Raw genomic sequence first — 16604 nt, 5'->3', positions numbered from 1 at the left:
GGTCAGGAAGCAGCTGACTCCAGCCGAACAGTGAGCCCCTTGGCCACCGGGGTGTTGCTGCCCTTGGCGACATCGTCGGCCGACATCAGCACGTTGGTCTCCGGGTAGTACGCCGCGACGCACCCCCGAGCAGTCGGGTACGAGACCAGCCGGAAGCCCGAAGCCCGGCGCTCCACCCCGGCGAACTCGCTCACGATGTCGACGTACTGACCCTCCTCGAGCCCGAGATCAGCCAGGTCGGACGGATTCACGAAGACCACCTCACGAGTCCCGTGCACCCCGCGGTAGCGATCCTCGAGTCCGTAGATCGTCGTGTTGAACTGGTCGTGGCTGCGCATCGTCTGCAGCAGCAGCCGCCCTGGCTCGGTCGGCAACCAGGTCAGGTCGTTCGCGCTGAACTGCGCCTTCGCGTCTGAGGTGTGGAACTCACGCTTGTCCCGCGCGGCATGCGCGAGCAGGAAGCCGCCTTCGTTCGCCCGCAGCCGGTCCTCGAAGTTCTCGTAGCCGTCGCAGACCCGCCCGATCCGCTGCCGGACCAGGCTGTAGTCCTTGGCGAAGTCGGCCCACGGGATCTCGCCGACGTCCGGCACCAGCAGCTCGCCGAGCGCGCAGACGATGCCGACCTCGGACAGCAGGTCGGGGCTCGGCGGGTGCAGGTTCCCGGTCGACAGGTGGACGGCGCCCTGGGAGTCCTCGACCGTCACCGACTGCGGACCGAGCACGGTCTGGTCGTGGTCGGTCCGGCCCAGCGTCGGCAGGATCAGCGCCTCCTTGCCGGTGACCGTGTGGGACCGGTTCAGCTTGGTCGACACGTGCACGGTCAGGTCGCACTCGCGCAGGCCCTGGTGCACGACGTCGGTGTCCGGCGTGGCCATCGCGAAGTTGCCGCCCATCGCGAAGAACACCCGTACGTCGTTCGCGCGCAGCCGCTGCACGGTCTGCGCCGCGTCGATCCCGTGCTCGCGCGGCGAGGTGAATGCGAACTCGGCGTCCAGCTTGTCGTGGAACTTGGCCGGCATCTGCTCCCAGATGCCCATGCTGCGATCGCCCTGGACGTTGGAGTGCCCGCGGACCGGGCACGGCCCGGCGCCGGGCTTGCCGATGTTGCCCTGCAGGAGCAGCACGTTGACGATCTCGGTGATCGTCGCGACCGCCTCGCGGTGCTGGGTCAGACCCATCGCCCAGCAGATCACCGTGGCCTTCGACTTCAGGAACCGAGAAGTGAACTCCTCGATCTCGGCCCGGGTCAGGCCGGTCGCCTGCTCGACGGCCGGCCAGTCGAGCTCGGCGTTGTGCTTGGAGTACAGCTCGTACCCGCTGGTGTGCGACTCGATGAACGCCTTGTCCAGCACGGTTCCCGGCGCGGCCGCCTCGGCCTCGAGCAACAAGTGGCCGACGGCAAGGAACAGCGCCTGGTCGCCACCGATCCGGATCTGCAGGTGCTGGTCGGCGAGCGTCGTGCCCTTGCCGACCCAGCCCGACGGGCGCTGCGGGTTCTTGAAGTTCATCAGGCCCGGCTCGGGCAGCGGGTTCACCGAGACGATGTCGGCGCCGTGCTTCTTGGCGATCTCGAGGTGGCTCAGCATCCGGGGCGCGTTGGTGCCCGGGTTCTGGCCGACCACGACGATCAGCTCGGCCTCCTCGAGCATCTCCAGCGTGACCGCGCCCTTGCCGCTGCCGATCACGCGGGTGAGCGCCGTACCGGAGGACTCGTGGCACATGTTCGAGCAGTCGGGCAGGTTGTTCGTCCCGTACGCGCGGACGAGCAACTGGTAGAGGAACGCGGCCTCGTTGCTGGTCCGGCCCGACGTGTAGAAGACGGCGTCGTCCGGGTCGTCCAGTGCGCGCAGGTGGCGGGCGACGACGTGCAGCGCCTCGTCCCAGCCGACCGGCTCGTAGTGGTCGGCGCCGGCCCGCAGCAGCATCGGCTCGGTGATCCGGCCGAGCTTGCCCAGCTCGAACTCGGAGATCCGGTTCAGGTCGTCGATCGTGTGCTCGGCGAAGAAGGCCCGCGGGATCTTCTTGCGAGTTGCTTCCCAAGCCACGGCCTTGGCGCCGTTCTCGCAGAACTCGGCCGCGTGCTTGCGCTTGTGGTCAGGATCCGGCCAGGCGCAGGACGGGCAGTCGAAGCCGCCATCCTGGTTCATCTTCAGGAACACCTTGCCGGTCCGCGCCGGGCCCATCTCGCGGAACCCGAACTTGAACGACGAGAGCACGGCCGGAACGCCGGCCGCCTTCTTCTTCGGCTGTTCGATGTCGACCATGGTTCAACTGTAAATCTTTCTATGAGGACGGGCCTTGTTGATAGGCGTCGCTGTGGTTGCGGTCAGGTGACGGCCGATAGCGGACAGAAGCCTCGACAGCTTCACGGCGCCGCCCTACCGTGCGGAGGAAAGCGTTTGCCGCCGCCACTCCGCCCGAGGGATCCGCTCATGCTTTCCAAAGCCGCCGTCCTGCTCACCTCACTCGCACTCGTGCTTTCACCGACCCAGGCCAGTGCTGCATCTCACTCCAAGCCTCAGCTGGAACACCTCGACCGCGGCCTGGTCGCCGCTGCCACCAGCGAAGGCGTCTTCCTGAGCTGGCGCCTGCTCGGCCCCGAGGCGACCGGCCACTCCGACCATGGCCTGACCGGTACGGACTTCGCCGTCTACCGCGACGGCCACCGGATCGCCAAGGTCACCGACAGCACCAACTACGTCGACCCCACCGGTACCCAGACCTCCCGCTACCGAGTCGTCTCGCTGGTCAACGGCCGGGAACGGGACCGCAGCACGACCGTCACCCCGTGGGCCAACGGCTACACCGACCTGCCGCTGCGCAAGCCCGCCGACGGCGTCACCCCGGTCGGCGAGACCTACACGTACGCCGCCAATGACATGAGCGTCGGCGACGTGGACGGCGACGGCCAGTACGAGTACGTCGTGGTCTGGAACCCCTCGAACGCCAAGGACGTGTCGCAGGTCGGCTACACCGGCAACGTGTACGTCGACACGTACGAGACCGACGGCACCCTCCTGCACCGGCTCGACCTGGGCGTGAACATCCGGGCCGGTGCGCACTACACCCAGGTGCTGGTCTACGACTTCGACGGCGACGGCCGCTCGGAGACGATGCTCAAGACCGCGCCCGGTACCAAGCTGACGACGTACGACCGCTCCGGCCGGGTCAAGTCCCAGCGCTACATCACCATGCCGGCAGCAGATCGCCGGGCGGGCTACAGCAACCAGGACGACTACCGGGTCAGCAAGGCCGACTACTACGACCACCTGGTCGACCTGTTCCTCCAGTGGAAGCAGCAGCCGGAGGTGAAGAGCGGGCAGTGGCCCGTCACGCTGGAGGCGGCCTTCGGCGTACCGGACAAGTACAGCTATCCGCTGAGCCGCACGGACGCCCAGGCCCTCGTCGACTACTTCATGGACGTCTACGCCCCGGCCCGCAGCACCAGGAACCAGTTGCGCGCCTTCGAGGGCTTCATCCTCAGCGGACCCGAGTACCTGAGCGTCTTCCGCGGCTCCGACGGCAAGGAGCTCCAGACCATCCGCTACGAGCCCGGCCGGACCGACGACGGACTCCGCTGGGGCGACTACGCGATGGCCCGCATCGAGCCCGGCAACCGCGTCGACCGCTTCCTGGCCGGTGTGGCCTACCTGGACGGCAAGAAGCCGTCAGCTGTGTTCGCCCGCGGCTACTACACCCGTACGACGCTAGCGACCTACGGCTGGAACGGTCACCGGATCACCAAGGGCTGGGCGATCGACAGCGGCTGGACCCCGATGACCAACCCCTTCAACGACAGTCCGCACGGCCGGGACGGCACCGACCCGACGTACGGGTCGATCACCACGCAGGGGTTCCACTCGCTCAGCGCCGCGGACGTGGACGACGACGGGCGGCAGGAGATCGTCTACGGCTCCGCAACCATCGACGACGACGGCAGCGTGCTCTACAGCTCGAAGGACGTGCTCCCGCCGGGCAGTGCGGCACCTGGTGAGCTGGCCCGGCTCGGGCACGGCGACGCGATGCACGTGACCGACATCGACCCGCAGCGACCCGGCAAGGAGATCTTCACCGTCCACGAGGGCGCCACCTCCGCGCCGTACGGGTACGCCCTGCGGGACGCCCGGACCGGTGAGGTGATCTACGGCGAGTACTCCGGTCGCGACACCGGCCGGGGAATGGTCGGCGACATCGTGCCGGAGGAGCCGGGGCTGGAGACGTGGGCGATGCGGCTCCGCACGGCCGACGGAGATGCGCTCGGCACCGCGATGCCCGGCACCAACCAGAGCATCCGCTGGACCGCTGACATGACCACACAGATCGTGGACGGCGCCGGCGATGTCACGCCGACCATCAAGGACTGGCGGCGCGGCACTCTGCTCACGGCCACCGGCACGCTGACCAACAACGGCACCAAGGGCAACCCGTCGCTGGTCGCCGACATCTTCGGCGACTGGCGGGAGGAGCTGCTGGTCCGTACGGCGGACAGCAGCGCCATCCGGATCTACCTGAGCACCGAACGGACCGACCGGAAGCTGTACACGCTGATGCACGACCCGCAGTACCGGGTCGAGGTGGCACGGCAGCAGACGACGTACAACCAGCCGTCGTACACGGGCTTCTACCTGGGCTCCGACCTCGACTGGGCCAAGGTGCCGCTGGTGAGGTGACACCACATGGCTGGCGGCATCGTTGTGTGCCGCCAGCCCATGGTTGCCGGGCATCTGGCTTCCTAAAGTCTCCGCATGACCACACCACGTCGTGCCCTAGTCACCGGCGCCGCGTCCGGGATCGGCGCGGCCTGCGCCCGCCGGCTCGCTGCCGAGGGCCTGCACGTCGTGGCGGTCGACTACGACGCCGACGGGCTGCAGGCGGTGGCCGCTGACGGCATCGACGCCGTACAGGCCGACTTGTCCGACCTGGACCGGCTGGCGGACCTGCCGACCGACGTGGACGTGCTGGTGAACAACGCGGGCGTCCAGCTGGTCGCTCCGGTGGAGCAGTTCCCGCCGGAGCGGTTCGGCTACATCCTGCGGCTCATGCTCGAGTCGCCGTTCCGCCTGATCCGGCAGAGCCTGCCGCACATGTACGGCGCCGGCTGGGGCCGTGTGGTCAACATCAGCTCGGTGCACGGCCTGCGAGCCAGTCCGTTCAAGGCGGCGTACGTCGCGGCCAAGCACGGGCTGGAAGGCCTCAGCAAGGTGGTCGCGCTGGAGGGTGCCGCGCACGGCGTCACCAGCAACTGCGTGAACCCGGCGTACGTGAGGACGCCGCTGGTCACTGCCCAGCTCGCCGACCAGGCCGCTGTCCACGGCCTGACCGAGGCGGAGGTGCTGGACAAGATCCTGCTCGAACCGGTCGCCGTGAAGCGGCTGATCGAGCCGGCCGAGGTCGCCGAGGTGGTCGCGCTGCTCTGCGGCCCGTCGTCGGCCTCACTCACGGGGAGCTCGTTCGTCCTCGACGGCGGCTGGACCGCCCACTAAGGAGCAAGCATGTCCACGTCCACAGAACCGGTCCGCGAGCGGACCCCGATCGCCCGCGTGGTCGGCGCCAGCCTGGTCGGCACCACCGTCGAGTGGTACGACTTCTTCCTGTACGGCGTCGCCGCGTCCGTGGTCTTCGGCGACCTGTTCTTCCCCAAGGGCGAGGAGCTCACCGGCACCCTGCTCAGCTTCGCCACCTTCGCGGTCGGGTTCTTCGCCCGGCCGATCGGCGGGGTCGTGTTCGGCCACTTCGGCGACCGGATCGGCCGCAAGAACCTGCTGGTGCTGTCGCTGCTGATGATGGGCCTGGCCACGTTCGCGATCGGCCTGCTGCCGACGTACGCGCAGGTCGGTGCGCTGGCCCCGATCCTGCTGACCGTGCTGCGACTCATCCAGGGCTTCGCGCTCGGCGGCGAGTGGGGTGGCGCCGTACTGATCGTGTCCGAGCACGGCGACCCGGCCCGGCGTGGCTTCTGGGCGTCGTGGCCGCAGGCGGGTGCTCCTGCCGGGCAGCTGATCGCGAACGGCGTACTGGCAGGGCTCGCGGCCTTCCAGAGTGATGCCGCCTTCAACTCGTGGGGGTGGCGGATCCCGTTCCTGCTGTCCGCCGTACTGGTCCTGGTCGGGCTGTGGGTGCGGCTGCGGATCGAGGAGTCGCCGCTGTTCAAGCAGGCCCGCGCGAAGCAGGCGCCGAGCGAGAAGATCCCGTTCGTCGAGGTGATCACCAAGTACCCGCGCGAGATCCTGACCGCGATGGGCGCCCGGATGGCCGAGAACGTCAGCTACTACATCTTCACGATCGTGATCGCGACGTACGCGAAGGACCACCTCGGGCTGGGCAAGTCGTTCGCGCTGAACGCCGTACTGATCGCGGCGGCGATCCACTTCTGCGCGATCCCGCTGTGGGGCGCGCTGTCGGACCGGATCGGCCGCAAGCCGGTGTACCTGTTCGGCGCGGCGGGCGTCGGGATCTGGGGGTTCGTCTTCATCGCCTTCGTGGACACGAAGAACTTCGCGCTGGCGACCTTGGCCGTGACGGTCGGGCTGGTGCTGCACGGTGCGATGTACGGGCCGCAGGCGTCGTTCTTCACCGAGCTGTTCGGGACGCGGGTCCGGTACTCCGGAGTCTCGGTCGGCTACCAGTTGGCTTCGATCATCGCCGGCGGGCTGGCGCCGTTCATCGCGGTCGCGCTGCTGAAGGCGTACGACTCGGGCTACGCGATCTCGATCTACGTGGCAGTGTGTTCGGTGATCTCGCTGGTCGCGGTGACGAGTTACGGCGAGACCAGCAAGCGGGATCTGTCGACTGTCTGAGAAGGGACGGGCCATGGACGCCGGCCGGAAGCGTGAAGCCGAGCTCACCGCTCTGGTGGACATCGCTCTCGAGCTGGCGTCCGCCCGCGACCCCGGCCGGGTGCTGAACACGATCGTGCACCGCGCCCGCACACTGATCGGCACCGACGTTGCGTACCTGACCTTGTACGACGCCGCCCGCGGCGACACCTACATGCGCGCGACGGACGGCTCGGTCTCGGCGGCCTTCCAGCAGCTGCGCGTCCCGCTCGGCGCCGGGCTCGGGGGACTGGTAGCCGAGGCCCACAAGCCGTACTGGACCGCGGACTACCCGAGCGACCACCGCTTCCGGCACACCGGCCCGATCGACTCCGCCGTCGGCGAGGAAGGCCTCGTGGCCATTCTCGGTACGCCGCTGATCGTGGACGGCGCGTTCGTCGGCGTGCTGTTCGCCTCCAACCGGACCGCTCGGCCCTTCAGCCGCGACGAGGTGTCGCTGCTCGGCTCGCTGGCCGCACTGGCTGCGGTGACCATCGTCCAGGTCCGGGCGGCTGCGGAAACGGCTGCGGCGCTGGAGCAGGTGTCGGAGGCTCATGCCGGGGTGGAGCACGCCGCTGCGGCGCACGACCGGTTCGCGGACATCGTGCTGTCCGGTGGGGACGTGGACGCGATCGCTGCGGCGCTGGCCGAGCTGCTGGATGTCTGGGTCGTGCTGTTCGATGCGCTGGGCAACGAGCTCGCGGCGGCCGGTCCTGTCTCCTTGGACCTCGCCACGGCAGCAGTGGCTTCGGTGGGCGGTCGCCTGGTCCGCACCGGCGACTGCTGGGTGGTCGCGGCTGCTGCCAAGGGTGAACGGCTCGGCGCACTGGTGGTCGGGGGAGTGGACGACCTGTCCGCCGCGGACCAGCGGATCGTCGAGCGGGCCGCCGTCGTCACGGCGCTCGTGCTGCTGTTCCGGCGGCAAGCCGCTGAGCAGTCCCAGCGAGCGCAGGCAGACCTGCTGGCTGACGCCGTCAGCGGTACGGCGGATTCGCGCGCGCTGGCCGACCGGCTCCGGCTGCTCGACCCGACCCGGCGTCTGCCGACGCAGCTGGTCGTCGCCGTCTGCCGTGGCGACCACACCGGCGTACTGGCTCGCCTCCCGGCTTCGCTGCACCTCGTACTGTCCGGCCCGTACGCCGGTGACCTCGTCCTGCTGCTCGCCGAGCCGGACACTGTCGCGACGGCGCGAGCCTTGAACGAGGTCGCCCGTCGCTGCGGACTGACAATCGCCGTCACCGGACCGGCGCGCTGGGGCCAGCCGCTCGTCGACACCTACCAGCAGGCGACCCGCCTGGCTTCGACCATGTCCCGCCTCGGCAAGTCCGGCCAGGCAGCCACACCGGACGACCTGGGCGTCGCCGGTCTGGTCGGAGCCGCCACTGTCGACGTCAAGGCGCACGTCGCCCACGTGCTCGGACCGGTGACCGCCTACGACTCCCAGCGAGGCACCGATCTGGTCGGCACGCTCGAGGCCTACTTCGCCGCCGGGCAGAGCCCGACTCGAGCCGCCACCGCTCTGCACATTCACCCCAACACGGTCCAGCAACGCCTGGACCGGATCACCGCGCTGCTCGGCGACGGCTGGCAGGAGCCGGAGCGCGCGCTCGACGTACAGGTGGCACTGCGCTTGCTGCGGACGTTGCACGGCTAGGCTCAGCCGGTGATCGACCGACGGGTAGTAGTGCTGGTAGTACCGGCGGTCGGCACGTGGGCCCCGCCCGGCCGCGAGCCGGAGGCCTGGCGACTGGCCCTGGCCGAGGACACGTACGAGGTGCTGGCCGCGCTCGACCTGGTCGAGGTGGCTGTTGCCGTCGTCGGGGGAGACGAGGCTGGTCTAGCTGAGATCGCCGCGCTCACCTGGCCCGGTACTCCGGTGTACGCCGCGGAGTCGGTGCTGGACGCAATCGAGAAGGCCGGCCCGACCGCAGCGACCGTGGCCGTCAGCCACGACGTACCGGATCTGCCCGGCCTTTTGATCGGCAAGCTCTTCCGAGCCCTGTCCTCGGCGGACATCGCGGTGACGCCGGCCGAGGACGGCTCGCTCTGCGCGATCGGCGTACGGCGGCCCGTCGCGCCCTGGGTCGCCACAGCCGACCCGACGTTCGACACCCCGCTCGGCACGCTCGAACACCTCAAGCCGCGCCGCCACGCGGTAGCCCTCGGCCCCGGCTGGCACCGCCTCCGCTCGGGCGCGGATCTGGCCCGCCTCGACCCCGGCCTCGAAGGCTGGGACGCCACCCGCGCGCTTCTCCGAGGAAAGTAACTACCTGATCCGTCACCTTCCAGGGTTTGGCTCGTTTCACCTGACAGCGGGGACATGGGGGTGTCCACCAGGGCTGTTCGCCGCAACCGGGGCCAGCCCGTCGGTGCCGTTCAGGGGCGGTGATACCGGCGGGGCCCGGCGAAGGGGGGAGCGACGAATCCCGGACAGACGTGTGCGGGCCGGATCACACAGGGACCGGCCCGCACACCCCTCAGAGTCTTCCGACCAGCTCCGCGACGGAGTGGTCGAGGTCGGCCGGCAGCGCGTCGACGGCGAACCACGCGAGGTCGTGCGACTCCTCGCTGACCACGTAGTCCGTGCCGGCCGTCGCGGTCACCAGGTACTGCACGTCCAAGTGGTACGCACCGCTACAGCCACCGGCCTCCAGCAGATGCCGTGACAACTGCAGCGGCTCGGCGCTGATCTTCAGCTCGGACAGCCCGGACTCCTCGGTCGCCTCGCGCAGCGCGGCACCGGCCAGTGTGGTGTCACCAGGCTCGCAGTGACCGCCCAGCTGCAGCCACCTACCGACCAGGCGGTGCAGAGTGAGCAGCACCCGACCCTGACTCGCGTCGACCACCAGGGCGGACGCGGTCAGGTGCTCCGGCCGGCTGCTGCGCCACATGCCGTCCTCGTGCTCGGCCAGATAGCGCAGGTAGTGCTCCCGGAGCGTGGCCTGTTCCGCGTCCGGGGGAGTCCAGCGGGTCAGTACAGCAGTGGCGTCGTCGTGCAGCGTCACTGGTCCTTGGTGCCTTCGTCGTCCTTCTTGTCCTTGTCGGCCTGGTCCAGGAAGTCGGAGATGACCGAGTCGGACAGCTCGGAGCCACTGGTCTGCTGGGCGAACCCGATCGGGTCGTCCAGGTCCGCCGTGGTCGGCAGCAGGTCCGGGTGCGACCACAGCTCGTCGCGACCGTCCGCTCCCCGCGCATCCCGTACGGCGGCCCACAGGTTCGCCGCGTCCCGCAGCCGGCGCGGCCGCAGCTGCAGACCGACCAGCGTGGCGAACGTCTGCTCAGCCGGACCACCGGCCGCGCGGCGCCGCCGTACGGTCTCTGCCAACTGCACCGCTGCAGGCATCCGGTCCTTGGTGGCTTCCCGTACGACGTCGTCGACCCAGCCCTCGACCAGCGCGAGCGCGGTCTCCAGCCGGATCAGCGCCGCCTTCTGCTGCTCGGAGTCCTCGGGCTCGAACAGTCCACCGGCCAGCGCGGACTGCAGGGCCTCCGGGTTCTGCATGTCGACCTCGGACATCGCGGACTCGATCTTGCCGGTGTCCACCTGGATCCCGGCCGCGTAGTCGGCGACGTGCGAGAACAGGTGCTGCCGCAGCCACGGCGCACCGGCGAACAGCCGCTGGTGCGCGCACTCGCGCAGCGCCAGGTAGAGCCGGACGTCTTCGTCGGTCACGCCGAGGCCCTCGGAGAACTTGGCCACGTTGTCCGGCAGCAGGATCGCCTGCCCGGCCGGTCCGAGCGGCAGCCCGATGTCGGACGAGCTGACGACCTCGCCGGCCAGCTCACCCAGTGCCTGGCCGACCTGCGCGCCGAAGACCGACCCGCCGAGCTGGCGGAGCATGCCCGCCATCGGCCCGGCCAGCTGCTGCGCCTCGGCCGGCAGCGCCGTACCCATCGCTCCGGCGACGTGCTCGGCCACCGGGTCGACCACGGTCTGCCAGGTGGGCAGCGTGTTCTCCACCCACTCCGCACGGCTCCAGGCCGCGGACGTGGTCGAGGCCTCGGGCAACGTCGTCGCCTGGTCGAGCCAGTGCTCGGCCAGCCGCACGGCGTCGGCGACGCGGTCGTTGTCGTTCGCCGTGACGGACCGGTCGCCGTTGGCGGCGACGGTCTTGCGGGCGATGTCCTTGGCCAGGTCCCAGTTCACGGGCTTGCCGTCGGTCTGGCCGCTCAGCAGTTGCTGGACCTGCGCGAAGATCGCGTTCAGGTCAGGGGTGCCGCCCGGACCGGCCGCACCGGAGAACTGCTGGAACATGGCCTCGAACGGAGTTCCCTTGAACGGGTTGTCCGGTTCGTCGCTCATCTCGGTGGCCTTCCTGTGCAGGTGGGGCGTACAACTCCAACGTACCGGGGGCGGGCTACCGTTCCTCCAGGGGCGAACGGTTTCGGCCGTACGCCGTCCGCAGACACGCTGGGATATTGTGTGCGACCACGGTAGGAGACGAGGAAGGTCATGAGCGACGCGATCAGGCTGCTGGACATCCGCGACACCGCGCTGTCGAGCGACGAGGTCCTGGCCGCCGTCACGGACCCGTCCGCCGGCGGGACGGCCCTGTTCATCGGGACGGTGCGCAACCACGACGACGCGCGGCCGGTCGACCAGCTGACCTACGAGGCCCACCCGGAGGCGCTCGAGCACCTGCGCAAGGTGGCCGAGCGGATCTGCGAGGACCCCGACGTGACCGCCCTCGCCGCGGTGCACCGGACCGGCCCGCTGGTGATCGGCGACGCCGCTGTGATCGTCGCCGTGGCGGCCGCGCACCGCGACGTCGCCTTCGTGGCCTGCCGCCGGTTGATCGACGACCTCAAGGCGGAGGTCCCGATTTGGAAACACCAGCACTTCACCGATGGTGCGAGCGAGTGGGTCGGCGCCTGCTGACCCGTACGCTGGGGCGTATGACTGCGAAGGTGACCGGATGAGGGTCCTGGCCTGGCTGGCGTTCCCGCTGGCCGCGACCGTCCTGGCCATGTGCTGGGCCGCTTGGCGCGGCCGGACCCGCGGCCCCCGTCGTACCGGTGGAGCCTTCGCCTCGGTCGAGGACTTCCGCCGCTTCACCGACGCGCTCGCCGCTCCCGGTCCGCGCGCCACCCCCGCGCGGCGCTCAGGGCTGCGGGGTCTCGTCCACAAGTCAAAGATCGCTAGGCAGGGTTCGTGACACGTCGTACCGCCACGCTGGTCACCGCCATCATCGTGCTCGTCTTCTCGCTCGGACTGGTCACCGTCTTCCCGGTGCCGTTCGTGTCGTTCAGCCCGGGCCCGGTGAAGGACACGTTGGGCACGGCCAACGGCAAAGCGGTGATCGACGTCACCGGCGCCGAGACCTTCCCGACCAGCGGCCAGCTGGACCTGACCACGGTCTCGGTCACCTCGCCGGACCGCGACCTGACGCTGCCGCAGGCGATGCGCAACTGGCTGGACCCGCACCACGACCTGTTCCCGCGCGACATCATCTACCCGCCCGAGCAGAGCGCGGACCAGGTGGAGGAGCAGAACACGGCCGAGATGACCGGTTCCCAGGACAGCGCGGTCGCCGCCGCCCTGCAGGCCGCCAAGGCGCCGTACCACCCGAAGGTCGCATCGGTGGCCAAGGACAGCCCGGCCGACGGCAAGCTCAAGCCCGGTGACGTGGTGCTGAAGGTCGACGGCGTGGCCGCCACCCAGATCCCGCAGGTCGGCGACCTGGTCCGCAAGAACAAGGTCGGCGAGAACGTCAGCTTCCTGATCCGCCGCGGCAGCGTCGAGCAGACCGTCGTGGTCAAGGCCGCCGCGACGCCCGGCGAGGAGACCCGGCCGATGGTCGGCATCACGATCGGCGTCGACTCGCCGGTCAAGGTGAGCGTCAACCTCGGCCAGGACATCGGCGGCCCGAGTGCCGGTACGGCGTTCGCGCTGGCCATCTACGACAAGCTGACGCCCGGCCCGCTGCTGGCCGGCAAGCACGTGGCCGGCACCGGCACCATCGACGCGCTCGGCCAGGTCGGCGCGATCGGCGGCATCCAGCAGAAGATCGCCGGCGCCAAGAACGACGGCGCCACCGTCTTCCTGGTCCCCGCACCGAACTGCGAAGCCGCCCTGCACGCCGGCGTCGACGGCATCCAGCTGGTGAAGATCAGCACCCTGACCGACGCCATCGGCGCCCTGAAGGCACTGTCCGCTGGAACTGGAGACGTCCCCGCATGCACGCGATAGACAACCTGCCCGCCGACGCGCTGAGCCGTGTGGTGGTGGAGATCGAGAAGCACGTCAGCAGCGCGGGCTGGGACCAGCCCGCGCAGCTGTTCGCGCTGGTGCCCACCAAGGAGCTGCTGGCCGCCGAGCCGCAGCTGGCGGCCGAGCTCGGTGCCGACGACGCGGCCCAGCCGCTGACGCCGGTGGCCCAGGGCGAGCTGCCCGGCGGGGTCGACGACAGCAACCTGGCCGACGTACTGGGTCAGATCGAGTGGCCTGAAGGAGTGTCCGGCTGCGCGCTGGCGCTCGAGCGCGTTGTACTGCCGGCGTCGGTCGAGTCGGGCCTGTCCGACGCCGAGTCCGATGCCGAGCTGGCCCGGATGGCAGGCAGCGACCCGCGGCGGCACGAGGTGCGCATGGTGGCCGCCGTACTGCGTGAAGGGCAGCAGTTCGGCGCGGTACGGCTGCGTTCGCACGACGAAGACAGTGCCGTCCTGACCGGCAGCGACTTGGTTCCTACCCTCTGCCAAGTACTGTCACTGACATTCGAGCCTTCCAGCGTCGAGGAGAAGTAAGCATGAGCGACGGCGTCTACGACATGCCGGAGGAGCCGCGCCGGTCGCGGCGGACTCCCGGCCAACGCCCCAAGGCGTTGCTGCCAACGATCGCCACGCTGATCGTGCTGCTCATTCTTTTCAGCGTCTTCACCGACGTCTGGACGCAGCGGCTGTGGTACCGCTCGGTCGACCTGGGCTCGGTCTTCAGCACCGTGCTCGGCACCCGCGTGCTCTTGTTCGTGGTGGTCGGCCTGCTGATGGCCGCCGCCGTGGTGGCCAACGTCATCGTCGCGTACCGCACCAGGCCGCGGGTCGCCCTCGCGCCGTCGCCCAGCCCGGGCTTCGAGCGGTACGGCGAACTCCTGCAGTCGCGCGGCAAGATCGCGGTCGGGGTGCTCGGCACGCTGATGCTGATCTTCGGCGGCTCCGCCGCGTCGGGGGAGTGGAAGGTCTTCCTGGCCTGGCGCAACCGGACGCCGTTCGGGGTGACCGACAAGCACTTCAACAAGGACATCGCGTTCTTCGTCTTCGACTACCCGTGGCTGCGCGTCCTGCTCGGCTTCGGCTACTCGATCGTCCTGCTGTCGCTGGTCGCCGCGATCATCACCCACTACCTGTACGGCGGCTTCCGCCCGTCCGCGAAGGGGCAGAAGGCCTCCGGTGCGGCGCAGGTGCAGTTCTCGGTGCTGCTCGGTCTGCTGGTCCTGCTCAAGGCGTTCAGCTACTGGCTCGACCGGTACGGCCTGACGACTTCGGACAGCCGCCTGTTCACCGGTATCTCCTACACCGGTGACAACGCCGTCCTGCCCAGCAAGGAGATCCTGGCGGTCATAGCGCTGCTGTGCGCCGGGTTGTTCTTCGCGAACGTCGTACGGCGTACCTGGCTGCTGCCGGGCGTCGGGACCGTCGTACTGATCCTGTCCGCGGTACTGCTCGGTGCACTGTGGCCGGCGGCGCTGCAGCAGCTCCGGGTCCGCCCGAGCGAGCCGGTCCGCGAGGCGCCGTACATCACCAAGAACATCGAGGCCACCCGGCAGGCGTACGGCCTGGAGAACACCAAGGTCGACAACTACGCCGCCAAGACGACGGCCTCGTCGACGGAACTGCAGGCCGACGCCGGAGTCCTGCCCGGCATCCGGCTGATCGACCCGAGCGTGGTCGGTCCGACGTTCGAGCAGCTGCAGCAGGTCCGTGGCTTCTACTCGTTCCCGACCGACCTGGACGTCGACCGGTACAAGGTCGGCAACGAGGTCCGCGACACCGTGATCGCGGTCCGTGAGGTCCAGGTCGACCGGCTCCCGGCCGGCCAGCGCAACTGGAACAACGACCACACCGTCTACACCCACGGCTACGGTGTCGTCGCCGCGAACGGCAACCAGCGGGCCGCCGACGGTACGCCGGTGTTCTCGTCGAAGGACCTGCCGCCGACCGGTGATCTGGGCGAGTACGAGCCGCGGATCTACTTCGGCGAGCAGTCCCCGGACTACTCGGTCGTCGGTGCGCCCAAGGGTGCCGCGGCGGTCGAGCTCGACACCCCCGAGGGCAAGAGCGGCGGCGACCCGACGCTGAACACCTACGAGGGCAAGGGCGGCGTCCAGATCGGGTCGTTCTTCAACCGGTTGCTCTACGCCACCAAGTTCCGCGACGCGAACCTGCTGCTGTCGCAGCGGGTCAACGACCAGTCGAAGATCCTGTACGACCGCAACCCGCGCGAGCGGGTCGAGAAGGCCGCGCCGTGGCTGACCCCGGACGGCGACCCGTACCCGGCCGTCGTGGACGGCCAGGTGGTCTGGATCGTCGACGGCTACACCACCTCGGCGAACTACCCGTACTCGCAGAAGGTCGCGCTCGACGACAGCACCCGGGACACCACCACCGGGCGCGGGGCGATCGCGTCGCAGCCGAGCGAGGAGATCAACTACATCCGCAACTCGGTCAAGGCCGTCGTGAACGCGTACGACGGTTCGGTCGAGCTGTACGCCTGGGACGAGAAGGACCCGGTCCTCAAGACCTGGATGAAGGCGTTCCCGGACACCGTCAAGCCGCGCTCGGAGATCTCGCCGGCGCTGATGTCGCACCTGCGCTACCCCGAGGACATCTTCAAGGTGCAGCGTGACCTGCTGGCCAAGTACCACGTCGTCGACGCCGGCACCTGGTACCAGAACAGCGACCTGTGGCGCGTCCCGGCCGACCCGACCGGTACCGGTACGGCCGACTCCCCGGTGCAGAACCAGCCGCCGTTCTACCTGTCGCTGCGGATGCCCGGTCAGGACTCGCCGAAGTTCTCGCTCACCTCGGTCTACGTGCCGAACGCGGAACGGGAGAACCTGACCGCCTTCATGGCCGTCGACGCGGAGGCGTCGTCACCGGACTACGGACAGTTCAGGATCCTGCGACTACCGGGCAACCTGCAGATCCCAGGTCCTGGGCAGGTCTACAACAAGTTCCAGACCGACGACGGGATCAGAACGGCGCTGCTGCCGATCAACCAGCCGAGCAGCGGCGCGCGGGCCCAGTTCGGGAACCTGCTGACGTTGCCACTGGGTGGTGGTCTGCTCTACGTGCAGCCGGTGTACTCGGTGCGGACGTCCGGTCCGGGTAGTTATCCGGTTCTGCGGTACGTGCTGGTCTCGTTCGGCGACCGGGTCGCCTTCGGATCGACGCTGTCGGAGGCACTGACCAAGGTGTTCAACACCTCGGTGAACACGCCTGACGATCCGACGCCCGAGGACCCGAACACGCCACAGCAGCCGCCGGCGAACCAGACGATCAAGCAGGCGCTGGCCGACGCGGACAAGTCGTTCGCCGACGCCGAGGCGGCGCTGAAACGTGGTGACCTGAGCGGATACCAGGCGAACGTCAAGAAGGCGCAGGCGGCGGTGGCGCGAGCGATCGCGGCCGGTGCGCAGTTGCCGAACCCGACGACGACACCGACGCCCAACCCGACGGCGACACCTACGACACCGCCGGCGCCGACCAGTCCACCGACGTCACCGACTGGCTGAGTCTCTGTGGAACGGCGGTCTTCCCTTCGGGGGAGGCCGCCGTTCTCCTTTGTCCACA

At 69.4% G+C, this 16604-nt stretch carries 13 protein-coding genes; 10 read left to right on the top strand and 3 right to left on the bottom strand.

Going from position 1 to position 16604, the window contains the following annotated elements; translation table 11 throughout:
- Nucleotides 1–2 precede the first annotated feature (2 nt).
- Nucleotides 3–2264 carry an FdhF/YdeP family oxidoreductase gene (locus ACYVIO_RS27440; protein ID WP_460653791.1) on the bottom strand — a complete coding sequence of 754 codons (2262 nt, stop codon included), beginning with the start codon at nt 2262–2264 and terminating at the stop codon, nt 3–5.
- A 168-nt stretch (nt 2265–2432) separates the two neighbouring features.
- Here ACYVIO_RS27440 and ACYVIO_RS27435 point away from each other — a divergent pair, with 168 nt between their 5' ends.
- From ACYVIO_RS27435 to ACYVIO_RS27415, 5 genes are all read left to right on the top strand, one after another.
- Complete coding sequence (locus ACYVIO_RS27435; RefSeq protein ID WP_460653790.1) at nt 2433–4670, top strand: rhamnogalacturonan lyase; 2238 nt, start codon at nt 2433–2435, stop codon at nt 4668–4670.
- Between the two features lie 75 nt (nt 4671–4745).
- Nucleotides 4746–5483, top strand: coding sequence for an SDR family NAD(P)-dependent oxidoreductase (locus ACYVIO_RS27430; RefSeq protein ID WP_460653789.1), 738 nt, complete (start codon nt 4746–4748; stop codon nt 5481–5483).
- A 9-nt stretch (nt 5484–5492) separates the two neighbouring features.
- The gene (locus ACYVIO_RS27425) at nt 5493–6797 is read left to right on the top strand and encodes an MFS transporter (RefSeq protein ID WP_460653788.1); all 1305 of its coding nucleotides are present in this window, start codon (nt 5493–5495) and stop codon (nt 6795–6797) included.
- A gap of 13 nt (nt 6798–6810) precedes the next feature.
- Nucleotides 6811–8469: a helix-turn-helix domain-containing protein gene (locus ACYVIO_RS27420; RefSeq protein WP_460653787.1), complete on the top strand. Its 1659-nt coding sequence runs from the start codon at nt 6811–6813 to the stop codon at nt 8467–8469.
- 9 nt (nt 8470–8478) lie between these two features.
- Nucleotides 8479–9081 (top strand): DUF2064 domain-containing protein, encoded by a 603-nt coding sequence (locus ACYVIO_RS27415; protein WP_460653786.1) that lies wholly within the window; start codon nt 8479–8481, stop codon nt 9079–9081.
- Between the two features lie 211 nt (nt 9082–9292).
- On the opposite strand, the gene ACYVIO_RS27410 is transcribed toward ACYVIO_RS27415, so the two are convergent.
- Both ACYVIO_RS27410 and ACYVIO_RS27405 read right to left on the bottom strand, forming a co-directional pair.
- Entirely contained in the window at nt 9293–9820 is a 528-nt protein-coding gene (locus ACYVIO_RS27410; RefSeq protein WP_460653785.1) for an NUDIX hydrolase, read from the bottom strand.
- On the bottom strand, nt 9817–11118 hold the full coding sequence (locus ACYVIO_RS27405) for a zinc-dependent metalloprotease (RefSeq protein ID WP_460653784.1): 1302 nt from the start codon (nt 11116–11118) through the stop codon (nt 9817–9819). Before ACYVIO_RS27405 ends, ACYVIO_RS27410 begins: the two co-directional genes overlap by 4 nt.
- Nucleotides 11119–11268: 150 nt before the next feature.
- Between ACYVIO_RS27405 and ACYVIO_RS27400 the strand changes: the two genes are divergently transcribed.
- The 5 genes from ACYVIO_RS27400 to ACYVIO_RS27380 are packed head-to-tail and all read left to right on the top strand — an operon-like array spanning nt 11269 to nt 16546.
- On the top strand, nt 11269–11694 hold the full coding sequence (locus ACYVIO_RS27400; protein ID WP_460653783.1) for a molybdenum cofactor biosynthesis protein MoaE: 426 nt from the start codon (nt 11269–11271) through the stop codon (nt 11692–11694).
- Nucleotides 11695–11731: 37 nt separating this feature from the next.
- A complete protein-coding gene (locus ACYVIO_RS27395) occupies nt 11732–11971 on the top strand; it encodes a hypothetical protein (RefSeq protein WP_460653782.1) in 240 nt (79 codons plus the stop codon).
- Entirely contained in the window at nt 11968–13005 is a 1038-nt protein-coding gene (locus ACYVIO_RS27390; protein ID WP_460653781.1) for a YlbL family protein, read from the top strand. The genes ACYVIO_RS27395 and ACYVIO_RS27390 overlap by 4 nt, the downstream gene beginning before the upstream one ends.
- Nucleotides 12993–13559 carry a PPA1309 family protein gene (locus tag ACYVIO_RS27385; protein WP_460653780.1) on the top strand — a complete coding sequence of 189 codons (567 nt, stop codon included), beginning with the start codon at nt 12993–12995 and terminating at the stop codon, nt 13557–13559. Before ACYVIO_RS27390 ends, ACYVIO_RS27385 begins: the two co-directional genes overlap by 13 nt.
- A gap of 2 nt (nt 13560–13561) precedes the next feature.
- The gene (locus tag ACYVIO_RS27380; RefSeq protein WP_460653779.1) at nt 13562–16546 is read left to right on the top strand and encodes a UPF0182 family membrane protein; all 2985 of its coding nucleotides are present in this window, start codon (nt 13562–13564) and stop codon (nt 16544–16546) included.
- Nucleotides 16547–16604 lie beyond the last annotated feature (58 nt).

It is taken from the genome of Kribbella endophytica, from assembly GCF_054781295.1.
Note: the sequence above shows the minus strand (reverse complement) of the source record. Positions and strands in the feature narration are given on the sequence as shown.